The organism is Streptococcus sp. oral taxon 431, from assembly GCF_023110115.1.
GTDB lineage: Bacteria > Bacillota > Bacilli > Lactobacillales > Streptococcaceae > Streptococcus.
Genome location: NZ_JALDVP010000002.1, coordinates 124,206 through 137,161, shown reverse-complemented (window position 1 = coordinate 137,161; position 12,956 = coordinate 124,206). Strand labels below are relative to the sequence as shown.

The window sequence follows — 12,956 nt, the reverse complement described above, 5'->3', positions numbered from 1 at the left end:
TATTTGTGAACATTAAATATTGAAATTGAAATAAAGTTAAGCATTTGATATAATGTAGGCGTCATTAAATTTAAAAATAGGGATAGTTTAAGATGAAATCAAAAAAATATATAGTAACAAGCATAGCGACAGCAACACTTGGACTTGCTTTGCTTACAGATACAGCAGGTATGTCCCCTTTTTCAATACAGCAAGTTTCTGCTCAAGAAAAGAGTACGCCTAAGAATGGTAACGTAAAAGAAAATAATTTACCTAAGCAATCAGAGAAGCCTAAAACTAGCGCTCCAAAACAAACAGAGAAGCCTAAATCTAGCGCTCCAAAACAAACAGAAAAGCCTAAAACTAGCGCTCCAAAACAAACAGAGAAGCCTAAAACTAGCGCTCCAAAACAAACAGAGAAGCCTAAATCTAGCGCTCCAAAACAATCAGAGATGCCTAAATCAAGTGCTCCAAAACAATCAGAGAAGCCTAAAACTAGCGCTCCAAAACAATCAGAGAAGCCAAAATCTAGCGCTCCAAAACAATCAGAAAAGCCAAAAAATACTGCTCCGAAACAATCAGAAAAGCCTAAAACTAGCGCTCCAAAGCAATCAGAGAAGCCTAAAACTAGCGCTCCAAAGCAATCTGATAAACAAAAGAATACGGCACCTAAACAGGATAAGCCAAAGTCTAAAGTCCAGTCTGGCTGGGTAGGCTCATCTTATTATGAAAATGGTGTTAAAGTCACTAATAAGTGGATTTTTGATAAAAAAGCTAATTCTTATTTCTACCTAAATGCTTCGGGAAACGCTGTTCGAAATACTTGGGTTGGAAATTACTATCTTAAATCAGATGGTAAGAGGGCAAAAAGCGATTGGATCTATGATAAAAATTCTGGTTCTTATTACTATTTGACAGCTGAAGGAAGTTCTGCCCGTAATAAATGGATAGGAAATTACTATCTTAAATCAGACGGTAGGATGGCCAAGAATGAATGGGTAGATGGTGGCCGTTACTATGTCGAATCAGATGGTAAAATGGCTAGGGATAAATGGGTAGATGGTAGCCGTTACTATGTGGGAAACAATGGCGTCCGGCAACCAAAACCAGCAGGCGGGAATCAAAACAATGCTGCTTTAACTAAAGCGAAAAGTTATAATTCGGCTTTACATATGTCAAAAAAAGCTCTTTATGAACAGTTAACATCACAAGTTACTCATGGTTTTTCAAGCTCAGCAGCACAGTATGCCATTGATCACTTGAACGCAGATTACAAAGCAAATGCATTAGTTAAAGCAAGAGAATACCGAAAATACAGCAATTTATCAAAGAAAGAAATTTATGAGAGGCTAACTTCTCCTTGGATTGGAAAATTTACAAAAGAAGAAGCAAACTATGCCATTCAAAAACTAGATTTAACACCAGAAGGAAGCCCTGCCCGCAATAAATGGGTAGGATACTATTATTATAAATCAGATGGTAAGATGGCCAAGAATGAATGGGTAGATGGTGGCCGTTACTATGTTGAATCAGATGGTAAAATGGCTAGGGATAAATGGGTAGATGGTGGCCGTTACTATGTGGGATACAATGGTGTATGGCAACCAAAACCAGCAGTCGGGAATCAGTACAATGCTGCTTTAACTAAAGCGAAAAGCTATAATTCGGCTTTACATATGTCAAAAAAAGCTCTTTATGAACAGTTAACATCACAAGTTACTCATGGTTTTTCAAGCTCAGCAGCACAGTATGCCATTGATCACTTGAACGCAGATTACAAAGCAAATGCATTAGTTAAAGCAAGAGAATACCGAAAATACAGCAATTTATCAAAGAAAGAAATTTATGAGAGGCTAACTTCTCCTTGGATTGGAAAATTTACAAAAGAAGAAGCAAACTATGCCATTCAAAAACTAGGGGATAAATAGTTATTGATTATTAGATGTAACTTTTTCATGCAAAGCTTTGTCAGCAAGAAGCTGATTTGGGGCAGGCCTTTACCTACTTTAAGACGACACACCGACCACATTTGACAGTGGGAGAGCAGGAAATCATCTATCACACTGCTGATGGAAAATTGCTTGAAACCTCTATTGGGAATCTGGTCTTAAAAATGGATGGCAAGCTCTATACACCTCCTAGTCAGCTAGGTCTTTTACCAGGGATTTATCGCCAGCATTTACTTGAAAGCGGGCAGGTAGAAGAGAAGGTCTTAACCATAGAAGATTTGAAGCAAGCAGAAGTTATTTATGCCTGCAATGCGGTTAGGGGCTTGTATGAGTTGTCAGTGAAGGAGAACTAAATGAAACTAATATTTTTACATGGATAAGCCTAATCTAAAGGTTATGGAAGGCATTCAACAACTGTTGCTAGATTCTTAATTTCAGATTATCCCTGACGGCCCTCATATCTTGAATAGAGCAAAACAGAAGAGTTTGCAGAAATAACTAGAAGTTTCTTGAATTGCAGAAATAAGTTTGATAAAATAATATTGAGATTAATATTATAATTTTAGGAGAAAATCATGAACAAACGTCATTTATTAAAACTTGGCCTAGCTTCTTTACCTGCTCTAGCTTTGTTTTTACATCCAGTTGTGGCAGATGAAAGTATCCATTTTTCAAGCTGTAAGGAAGCTTGGGAGAATGGTTATGCGGATATTCATAAGGGAGAGCCAGGTTATTCTACTGCTCTAGATAAGGACCATGATGGGATAGCCTGTGAATCGAAGAATGCACCAAAAGGAGTGTTAAAAGAGAAAAAGACGAGTGCATCTCAAGCTAACAATAATGTGTCATCTGATAGTGTAGCACCAAATAGTGAAGAGCCTACTTCTAGTGTAGCACCAAATAGTGCAGAACCTACCCCTAGTGTAACAACTGTAAGTGGTTGGGTTCGTCAAAATGGGTCTTGGTACTATTTTTCTGAAAATGGCAAACCATTAACAAATACTTGGCGGGGTGCTTACTACCTCAAATCAGATGGAAGAATGGCTGAGAACGAATGGGTATACGATAACTATTACCAAGCCTGGTATTACCTCAAATCAGATGGTTCATATGCGCGCAATACTTGGCAAGGAAGTTACTATCTCAAATCAAATGGTAAGATGGCTCAGGGTGAATGGATTTATGATTCTTACTACAAAGCCTGGTATTACCTCAAATCAGATGGTTCATATGCGCATAATACTTGGCAAGGTGCATACTACCTTAAATCAAATGGTAAAATGGCTCAGAGTGAATGGGTTTATGACTATTCTTATCAATCTTGGTACTACTTAAAATCAGATGGTTCTTATGCTCGTAATGCTTGGCAAGGAAACTACTATCTCAAATCAGATGGTAAAATGGCAAAAAATGAGCGAGTGGATGGCGGACGCTATTATGTAGATGCTTCTGGTTTGTGGAAACCATAGAACATAAAAAATTCTGGAAAGTCAATGCAAACCTTTGCACTGATTGGCGGATTTTGTTATACTAGAACTGTAAGCATTTTCAATTAAAGATAAGGAGAAAAAAATGAGTCAAAAGATTATTGGGATTGACCTTGGTGGTACATCTATCAAGTTTGCGATTTTAACTCAAGAAGGAGAAATCCAAGAAAAATGGTCTATTAAGACTAACATTTTGGATGAAGGAAGCCATATCGTAGACGATATGATTGAATCAATTCAACATCGTTTGAACTTGCTTGGATTGTCAGCTACGGATTTTCTAGGGATTGGTATGGGTTCACCTGGTGTAGTTGACCGTGAAAATGGAACTGTTATCGGAGCCTACAACCTCAACTGGAAAACTCTTCAACCAATCAAAGAAAAGATCGAAAAAGCCTTGGGTATTCCATTCTTTATCGACAATGACGCTAACGTAGCTGCTCTTGGTGAGCGTTGGATGGGTGCTGGTGAAAACCAACCAGACGTTGTCTTTATGACTCTGGGTACAGGTGTTGGTGGCGGTATCGTGGCAGAAGGTAAATTGCTTCACGGTGTTGCAGGTGCTGCAGGTGAACTTGGACATATCACAGTTGACTTTGACCAACCAATCCCATGTACCTGTGGTAAAAAAGGCTGTCTTGAGACAGTAGCTTCAGCAACAGGTATTGTCAACTTGACTCGTCGTTACGCGGATGAATATGAAGGCGATGCAGAGTTGAAACGCTTGATTGATGACGGAGAAGAAGTAACTGCTAAAACTGTCTTTGATTTGGCAAAAGAAGGGGACGACCTAGCTTTAATCGTTTACCGTAACTTCTCACGCTACTTGGGTATTGCATGTGCCAACATTGGTTCCATCCTAAACCCATCAACGATTGTTATCGGTGGTGGTGTATCAGCTGCAGGAGACTTCCTTCTCCAAGGTGTTCAAAAGATTTATGATGAAAATACCTTCCCACAAGTTCGTACAACAACAAAATTAGCTCTTGCAACTCTAGGAAATGACGCTGGAGTGATTGGAGCAGCATCTCTTGTCTTGCAATAAAGCACATGAATCAAGAGCTTGGTTATTGATCAAGCTCTTTTTAAGTTGAAGTTGTTAGAATAAAGTAATAACTCAATAATGATAGGAGGAATTTTGGATGAATACTACAGAACAATCCATGGTTGATTTAGCCTTGTCTATTGCTAGGCAAGCTCATGAAGGGCAACTGGATAAGGCAGGAGTAGATTATATAGAACATCCAATCTATGTAGCAAGCCAAGTTGATACTGAAGAAGAAAAAGCAGTGGCTCTGCTACATGATGTTATAGAGGATAGTCCTGTTTCAGCTGAAGAACTATTACAAGCTGGTTTACCAGAAACAGTAGTTACTGCTGTTCAGGTTTTGACAAAGAAAAAGGAGCAAGATTATCAAACATATCTAGAAACTGTGAAGAAAAATCCTCTTGCAAGAGTAGTAAAATTAGCTGATCTAAAACACAATTCAGATTTATCGAGATTGTCTTCTATTACTGAAAAGGATAGGGAAAGATTGAAGAAATATAAAAAAGCTATTGATTTTCTGAGCAGGTAGAAAAAAACTTTTTATGTTATACTAGTTAAGAATAAACGTTGAGGAGAGAGTAAATGACAAAAGCAGATAAGATTTTTAAAGAAAATATTGAGCGAATTCTCAATGAAGGTGTCTTTTCAGAACAAGCTCGTCCCAAGTATAAGGATGGAACAGTAGCTAACTCCAAGTACATTACAGGTGCTTTTGCGGAGTATGATTTGTCAAAGGGTGAATTTCCCATCACAACCCTACGTCCAATTGCTATCAAATCAGCTATAAAAGAACTACTTTGGATCTACCAAGACCAGACAAATAGCCTAGAAGTTCTCAATGATAAGTACAATGTTCACTACTGGAATGATTGGGAAGTTGGAGATACAGGAACAATCGGTGAGCGTTACGGGGCTGTTGTTAAAAAGCACGACATCATCAATAAAATCCTCAAACAGTTGGAAGCTAATCCTTGGAACCGTCGCAATATCATCTCTCTCTGGGATTACCAAGCTTTTGAGCAAACAGACGGTCTTCTTCCATGTGCCTTTCAGACTATGTTTGATGTCCGTCGTGTAGATGGGGACATCTATCTGGATGCAACCTTGACCCAGCGTTCTAACGATATGCTGGTGGCCCACCATATCAATGCCATGCAGTATGTGGCTCTTCAGATGATGATTGCTAAACACTTTGGTTGGAAAGTTGGGAAATTCTTCTACTTTATCAACAACCTTCACATCTATGACAATCAATTTGAACAAGCTCAGGAATTGCTTCGTCGTGAGCCTTCAAATTGCCAACCACGTTTGGTCTTGAATGTACCAGACAAGACTAATTTCTTTGATATTAAAGCAGAGGATTTTGAGCTGGTTGATTATGATCCAATCAAGCCACAATTGAAGTTTGACCTAGCTATTTAATACTCTTCGAAAATCTCTTCAAACCACGTCAGCGTCGCCTTACTGTACTCAAGTACAGCTTGCGGCTAGCTTCCTAGTTTGCTCTTTGATTTTCATTGAGTAAAAAAGAATAGAAAAAAAGAAGTTGGAAATTCCAACTTCTTTTTGTTTATTAGCGTGATACGCGACGGCGAGCTGCTTTTTTACGATTTTCTTCGATGAAAGCTGCTTTTTGTTCTTCTGGTTCAATCACTTTCTTTTTGAATGCGTATACTGCACCTGCAACAGCAGCAACAGTTCCTGCAACACCTGTTACGAGACCTTTAGCAAATCCTTTAGCCATGAGTCTTCCTCCTTTTATTTATAAATCAGACGGAAATAGCTTAAGATATAGCATTTTTCTGCCTGTCTATTTTGTGATATAATAATAGTAACGAAAAAATGGGAATTTTTCAAGGAAAAACGATGAAAAGCAAAATAATTGTGATTGTTGGTCCAACAGCTGTTGGAAAGACAGCCCTAGCCATTGAAGTTGCTCAGCGATTCAATGGTGAAGTAGTCAGTGGGGATAGCCAACAAGTATACCGAGGACTGGATATTGGAACAGCCAAGGCTAGTCCGGAGGAGCAGGCAACTGTCCCTCATCATTTGATTGATGTGAGAGATGTAACCGAGTCTTACTCGGCTTTTGATTTTGTTTCAGAAGCAAAGGCAGCCATCGAGGATATTCAAAATCGCGGTAAACTTGCTATAATAGCTGGTGGGACAGGACTTTATATTCAGAGTCTACTAGAGGGATATCATCTTGGTGGAGAGACACCACATGAGGAAATTTTAGCCTACCGAGCTAGCTTAGAACCTGTTTCGGATGAGGAGTTAGTTCATCTGGTAGAGCAAGCAGGTCTTGAAATTCCCCAGTTTAACCGTCGTCGTGCTATTCGTGCCTTGGAGATTGCTCATTTTGGTCAAGATTTGGAAAATCAAGAAAGTTTATATGATCCGCTGATTATTTGCTTAGATGATGAGCGTAGTCAGCTTTATGAGCGTATCAATCACAGAGTGGACCTGATGTTTGAAGCTGGACTTCTAGACGAAGCTAAGTGGTTGTTTGACCATTATCCAGATGTGCAGGCTGCTAAAGGAATAGGTTACAAGGAACTCTTCCCCTATTTTCGTGGAGAGCAGAGTTTGGAGGAGGCTAGCGATAGTCTCAAGCAAGCGACTCGCCGATTTGCCAAGCGCCAGCTAACCTGGTTCCGCAATCGCATGCAGGTGACCTTTTATCAGATAGGAGAATCTGGTGTAAAAGACCGTATTTTAAACCAGATTGAGGAGTTTTTAAATGATTGAAACGGAGAAAAAAGAGGAACGAGTCCTACTTATTGGAGTTGAACTCCAGGGCATGGATAATTTTGACCTCTCCATGGAAGAGCTGGCTAGTTTAGCCAAGACAGCTGGGGCTGTTGTAGTAGATAGCTACAGACAAAAACGAGAAAAATACGACTCTAAGACCTTTGTCGGTTCTGGTAAGTTGGAAGAAATTGCTCAAATGGTTGATGCAGAAGAAATCACGACAGTCATTGTCAATAACCGTCTGACACCTCGACAAAATGTCAATTTAGAGGAAGTCTTAGGTGTCAAGGTAATTGACCGTATGCAGTTGATTTTAGATATCTTTGCTATGAGAGCTCGAAGCCATGAAGGTAAGCTACAAGTTCACCTCGCCCAGCTCAAGTATCTCTTGCCTCGTTTGGTTGGCCAGGGGATTATGCTCAGCCGTCAGGCAGGGGGAATTGGTTCCCGTGGTCCAGGTGAAAGTCAGCTGGAGCTTAACCGTCGTAGTGTTCGCAACCAGATTACAGATATCGAACGTCAACTCAAGGTGGTTGAGAAAAACCGAGCGACAGTTCGAGAAAAACGTTTGGAGTCAAGTACCTTTAAGATTGGTTTGATCGGTTACACGAATGCTGGTAAGTCAACTATTATGAATACTTTGACCAGCAAGACCCAGTATGAGGCAGATGAGCTTTTTGCAACTCTAGATGCGACAACTAAGAGCATCCATCTTGGTGGCAATCTACAGGTAACCTTGACAGATACCGTTGGATTTATCCAAGACCTACCGACAGAGTTGGTGTCGAGTTTTAAATCAACCTTGGAAGAAAGCAAGCATGTAGATCTCCTGGTCCATGTCATCGATGCCAGCAATCCCTACCATGAGGAACATGAAAAAACAGTTCTTTCTATCATGAAAGACTTGGACATGGAGGATATTCCTCGCTTAACCCTTTATAATAAAGCAGATTTAGTTGAGAACTTTACGCCTACTCAAACGCCTTATGCATTGATTTCTGCTAAATCTAAGGATAGTCGCGAACAGCTGCAGGCTTTATTGCTGGATAAGATTAAGGTAATTTTTGAAACATTTACCCTGCGCGTGCCTTTTTCTAAGTCATACAAGATTCACGACTTAGAAAGTGTCGCGATTCTTGAAGAACGAGACTATCAAGATGACGGCGAAGTCATTACAGGCTTCATTTCTGAGAAAAATAAATGGAGATTAGAAGAATTTTATGACTGATATCAAAACGTTAGCCCTCAAGTATGGTGGATATACGAGTCTAGACAAGGTTTATCTAGACCAGCTTTTAGCTGGTAGGTCTGAAGAGGAACAACTAGCTCTCATTACACCTCCACCCAGCGTAGTGAATGCCTACTTTGCCGAGCTCTACCAGAAAAAAAGCCCTCAAGCTGCGACCGATTATTTTGCAGAAGTCAGCCAAGAACTGAATCTTTACAATGTTGAACCAAGTTTCACGGAAGAAAGCAAGCCCTTTATTCGCCTCAATCTATCTAGTAAATCCTTTGGATTTTGCTATGAGAAAGAAGGACTAGGTCGCATTTTCTCAGAGAACGAGGAAGCAATTACGGATGAATTACTTTTTGAGATTGCGCAAATTTTTCCTCATCAGTTGGTCTTTGAAGAGTCTGGAAAGATATACTTGAAGTCTGTCGGGGACGAGGAAGTTGTTAGCGTAAAAAGTCTAACAACTTTAACAGATTTGGAAAATTTAGCAGATGGAAGACAGCGACTTAAGGGCTACAGCCAAGAGGATTTACTACAAGAAGCTAGAGCTTTTTCTGGCAAGCTTTATTATCGCTCAGAAAATCGCACTGCTATGTTATATATTGATTAATTAGAAAGTATCGAATGGATATTCAATTTTTAGGAACGGGGGCTGGTCAGCCCTCTAAAGCCCGCAACGTTTCAAGTCTCGCCCTGAAACTCTTGGACGAGATTAACGAAGTCTGGCTCTTTGACTGTGGAGAAGGAACGCAAAATCGCATTCTGGAAACCACGATTCGACCACGCAAGGTCAGCAAAATTTTTATCACTCATTTGCATGGAGACCATATCTTTGGCTTACCAGGATTTCTTTCTAGCCGTGCTTTTCAGGCTAATGAAGAACAGACAGATTTGGAAATCTATGGTCCCCAAGGCATCAAATCTTTTGTCTTGACTAGTCTACGAGTGTCAGGTTCACGCCTGCCCTATAAGATTCATTTCCATGAATTTGACCAAGCTTCTCTTGGGAAAATTCTTGAAACAGATAAATTTACAGTATATGCGGAAGAGTTGGATCACACTATTTTCTGTGTGGGCTACCGTGTCATGCAAAAGGACCTAGAAGGCACTCTGGATGCTGAAAAATTAAAGGCTGCCGGCGTACCATTTGGACCACTCTTTGGAAAAATCAAAAACGGTCAGAATGTCATCCTAGAAGACGGCACCGAGATTAAGGCAGCAGACTATATCTCAGCGCCACGTCCAGGTAAGATTATCACTATCTTAGGTGACACTCGAAAAACCAATGCCAGTGTGCGTTTGGCTGTCAATGCAGATGTCCTTGTCCATGAGTCGACTTATGGCAAGGGTGATGAGAAAATTGCCCGCAATCATGGCCACTCAACCAATATGCAGGCTGCACAGGTGGCAACAGAAGCAGGAGCCAAACGACTCTTACTCAACCATATCAGCGCCCGTTTCCTTTCAAAAGATATCAGCCAGCTCAAGAAAGATGCTGCAACGATTTTTGAAAATGTCCATGTGGTCAAAGACTTGGAAGAAGTGGAAATCTAGTTGCTAGAGAAAGGAGAATCATGCGAACCATTCTCATTACAGGTGCTAGCGGGGGTCTAGCCCAAGAAATGGTCAAACTCTTGCCCAATGATCAACTCATTTTATTCGGTAGAAATAAGGAAAAATTAGCTCAACTATACGGAAATCATCCTCAGGCAGAATTGATTGAAATTGATATTACTGACGTTCAAGCATTAGAAGAACTAGTTGCTGAACTCTATCAACGTTATGGCAAGATTGATGTTTTAATTAACAACGCTGGATATGGGATTTTTGAAGATTTTGACAAGATTTCTAATCAAGACATTCATCAAATGTTTGAAGTTAATACTTTTGCTTTGATGAATCTGTCTCGTTTGGTTGCTTCTCGTATGAAGGAGATTCGAAAAGGGCATATCATCAATATCGTCAGCATGGCAGGTTTGATAGCAACCGGCAAGTCTAGCCTATACTCAGCGACTAAGTTTGCGGCTATCGGTTTTTCAAATGCTCTTCGCCTTGAGCTCATGCCCTATGGTGTCTATGTGACGACTGTTAATCCAGGTCCGATTCGTACGGCGTTTTTCGACCAGGCAGACCCAGATGGGACCTACCTCAAATCGGTCGACCGCTTCCTACTCGAGCCAGATACAGTAGCTAAAAAAATTGTTAAGACCATAGGCAAAAACAAACGCGAGCTCAATCTCCCAGTCTTGCTAAATCTAGCTCATAAATTTTATAGCCTCTTTCCTAAGTTAGCAGATAAGTTGGCAGGAGAAACTTTTAATTATAAGTAAAATCTTAGTCACACCTCGAAAGTTAAATTAAACGCTTAACTTTTGGGGTGTTTTATTGTCGACTTTATTAAAGTATTGCAATTTAAGTCTTAAAATAGTATACTAGTTCTATTATTTATGAAAACGTTTGCTTTTTATTGATTTTAGGAGACAAGACATGGAATTGACAGCCATTTATCATAGACCAGAATCAGAGTATGCTTATCTTTACAAAGAAGGTCAGCTACATATCCGAATCAGAACAAAGAAAGATGATATTCAAAAGGTCATTTTGCATTATGGGGATCCCTTTATTTTCATCGAGGATAAGTATGAAGCTAAGAAGGAAATGACCAAAGTGACTTCAGATGCTTTATTTGATTATTGGCAGGTTACAGTATCGGTTGATTTTGCACGGATTCAGTATCTCTTTGAACTCCTTGATGAAGAAGGTCAGGGTGTCTACTATGGTGATAAGGGTTGTGTCGAACATACTCAAGAAAACTTGGATGCTGAAGGTAATGGTTTCAAGCTTCCTTATATTCACGAAATCGACGGTTGTCATGTTCCTAGCTGGGTTTCAAATACCGTTTGGTATCAGATTTTCCCTGAACGCTTTGCTAATGGAAATCCAAACCTAACTCCTGATGGAGCTAGAGAGTGGGATGCAGAGATTGCACCTGAAAGAGATGACTTTTTTGGTGGAGATTTACAAGGGATTATCGACCATTTAGACTATCTTAAAGATTTGGGAATCACTGGACTTTATCTATGTCCGATTTTTGAAGCTACGACCAATCACAAGTACGACACGACGGATTATTTTGAAATTGACCGTCACTTTGGGGATAAGGAAGTTTTTGCTAATCTAGTCGAGGAAGCCCACAAACGGGGCATCAAGATTATGCTAGATGCTGTTTTCAATCATATCGGCTACCAGTCTGCCCAATGGCAGGATGTTCTAAAGAACGGAGAAAAGTCACCATATAAAGATTGGTTCCATATTCAAGAATTCCCAATTACAGAGGATAAACTTCAGAATCCAAGACAACTCCCTTATCATACCTTTGCCTTTGCTAGCTATATGCCTAAGTTGAATACAGCTAATCCGGAGGTTAGGGACTATCTTTTAAGTGTTGCGACCTACTGGATTGAAAATTTTGATATTGATGCTTGGCGCTTGGACGTTGCCAATGAAATTGACCATCAGTTCTGGAGAGATTTTAGAAAGGCAGTTCTCGCTAAAAAGCCTGATTTGTATATTTTAGGTGAAATCTGGCATACGTCTCAGCCTTGGCTACAAGGGGACGAGTTCCATGCGGTCATGAATTACCCGCTCTCTGAAAGTATCAAGGATTATTTCTTGCGTCAGCGTAAAAAGACAGAGAAGTTTATTTCAGAAATCAATAGCCAGTCGGTGTACTACAAGCAACAAATCTCAGAGGTGATGTTTAACCTTTTAGATTCTCATGATACAGAGCGTATCCTTACAACTGCCAAAGGAAATATCCAGCATGTCAAGGCTGCCCTAACTTTCCTCTATCTTCAAAAAGGGACCCCTTGTATCTATTATGGAACAGAGCTAGCATTAATAGGTGGACCAGACCCTGATTGCCGTCGTGTCATGCCTTGGGACCGTGTTTCTGAAGACAATGACATGCTGAATTTCATGAAGAAATTAATCAAGGTTCGTAAGGAAGTTGCAAGCATTATTCAGCATGGAAATTATCGCTTGGAAGAAGTGAAACCAGATGTCCTATCTTTGAAGTGGAACTACCAAGGGAAAGAAGTTCAAGCAATCTTTAATCAGTCTTCTGAGAATTTTATCTTAGACAGAGATTCAGTTGACTTAGCGAGTCATTGCCAGTTTAAAGATGGTCAGCAAGTCATCTTGCCAGATGGATTTATCATTACTGTTTCGAAATAAAGCAATCAACTGCAACAAGTATCTAGTTACAAAAAATGAAGGGATTATGTGACTTTAGATGCATAAAAAACAAGAAGCTGTCCTCTAGTAGGACAGTTTTTTGGTAAATTTCACTAAATGTACATTCAGATTTTTATAGTTTTCTACAAAATATAGAAAAAACAATCAAAAGTATGATTTTTACAGTCATAGTATTGAAGTTTCCTATATTATTTTATAAAATAGAAGTAATAATTACAAAAAAAGTATAGCGCTTTCAACAAAAAATG

General features: G+C 39.7%; 12 protein-coding genes and 1 pseudogene. 12 read left to right on the top strand and 1 reads right to left on the bottom strand.

Annotation, left to right across the window (positions count from 1 at the left end; translation table 11 throughout):
- Window positions 1–92: 92 nt before the first annotated feature.
- From M1F91_RS03535 to M1F91_RS03510, 6 genes and pseudogenes are all read left to right on the top strand, one after another.
- Window positions 93–1,907, top strand: coding sequence for an Ltp family lipoprotein (locus M1F91_RS03535; protein WP_247912663.1), 1,815 nt, complete (start codon window positions 93–95; stop codon window positions 1,905–1,907).
- 29 nt (window positions 1,908–1,936) lie between these two features.
- Window positions 1,937–2,281 (top strand): annotated as a pseudogene (locus M1F91_RS03530) (aminotransferase class IV); the annotation flags it as partial.
- Between the two features lie 222 nt (window positions 2,282–2,503).
- Window positions 2,504–3,397 (top strand): excalibur calcium-binding domain-containing protein, encoded by an 894-nt coding sequence (locus tag M1F91_RS03525; protein WP_247912662.1) that lies wholly within the window; start codon window positions 2,504–2,506, stop codon window positions 3,395–3,397.
- A gap of 103 nt (window positions 3,398–3,500) precedes the next feature.
- Window positions 3,501–4,460 (top strand): ROK family glucokinase, encoded by a 960-nt coding sequence (locus M1F91_RS03520; RefSeq protein ID WP_247912661.1) that lies wholly within the window; start codon window positions 3,501–3,503, stop codon window positions 4,458–4,460.
- A 97-nt stretch (window positions 4,461–4,557) separates the two neighbouring features.
- Window positions 4,558–4,992, top strand: a complete 435-nt coding sequence (locus M1F91_RS03515; RefSeq protein ID WP_247912660.1) for an HD domain-containing protein — start codon at window positions 4,558–4,560, stop codon at window positions 4,990–4,992.
- A gap of 53 nt (window positions 4,993–5,045) precedes the next feature.
- The gene (locus M1F91_RS03510) at window positions 5,046–5,885 is read left to right on the top strand and encodes a thymidylate synthase (protein WP_247912659.1); all 840 of its coding nucleotides are present in this window, start codon (window positions 5,046–5,048) and stop codon (window positions 5,883–5,885) included.
- 151 nt (window positions 5,886–6,036) lie between these two features.
- Here M1F91_RS03510 and M1F91_RS03505 read toward each other — a convergent pair whose 3' ends face one another.
- Entirely contained in the window at window positions 6,037–6,207 is a 171-nt protein-coding gene (locus tag M1F91_RS03505) for a DUF3042 family protein (RefSeq protein ID WP_001051780.1), read from the bottom strand.
- Between the two features lie 122 nt (window positions 6,208–6,329).
- On the opposite strand from M1F91_RS03505, the gene miaA reads away from it, so the two are divergent.
- The 6 genes from miaA to M1F91_RS03475 all read left to right on the top strand — a co-directional run bounded on the left by miaA (window position 6,330) and on the right by M1F91_RS03475 (window position 12,687).
- Window positions 6,330–7,214 (top strand): tRNA (adenosine(37)-N6)-dimethylallyltransferase MiaA, encoded by an 885-nt coding sequence (miaA, locus tag M1F91_RS03500; RefSeq protein WP_247912658.1) that lies wholly within the window; start codon window positions 6,330–6,332, stop codon window positions 7,212–7,214.
- Window positions 7,207–8,445 (top strand): GTPase HflX, encoded by a 1,239-nt coding sequence (gene hflX / locus M1F91_RS03495; protein ID WP_247912657.1) that lies wholly within the window; start codon window positions 7,207–7,209, stop codon window positions 8,443–8,445. The genes miaA and hflX overlap by 8 nt, the downstream gene beginning before the upstream one ends.
- Window positions 8,438–9,061 (top strand): cystathionine beta-lyase, encoded by a 624-nt coding sequence (locus M1F91_RS03490; protein WP_247912656.1) that lies wholly within the window; start codon window positions 8,438–8,440, stop codon window positions 9,059–9,061. Before hflX ends, M1F91_RS03490 begins: the two co-directional genes overlap by 8 nt.
- A gap of 14 nt (window positions 9,062–9,075) precedes the next feature.
- Window positions 9,076–10,005 carry a ribonuclease Z gene (gene rnz / locus M1F91_RS03485; protein ID WP_247912655.1) on the top strand — a complete coding sequence of 310 codons (930 nt, stop codon included), beginning with the start codon at window positions 9,076–9,078 and terminating at the stop codon, window positions 10,003–10,005.
- A gap of 20 nt (window positions 10,006–10,025) precedes the next feature.
- On the top strand, window positions 10,026–10,781 hold the full coding sequence (locus M1F91_RS03480; protein WP_247912654.1) for an SDR family oxidoreductase: 756 nt from the start codon (window positions 10,026–10,028) through the stop codon (window positions 10,779–10,781).
- 157 nt (window positions 10,782–10,938) lie between these two features.
- Window positions 10,939–12,687: a glycoside hydrolase family 13 protein gene (locus M1F91_RS03475; RefSeq protein ID WP_247912653.1), complete on the top strand. Its 1,749-nt coding sequence runs from the start codon at window positions 10,939–10,941 to the stop codon at window positions 12,685–12,687.
- Window positions 12,688–12,956 lie beyond the last annotated feature (269 nt).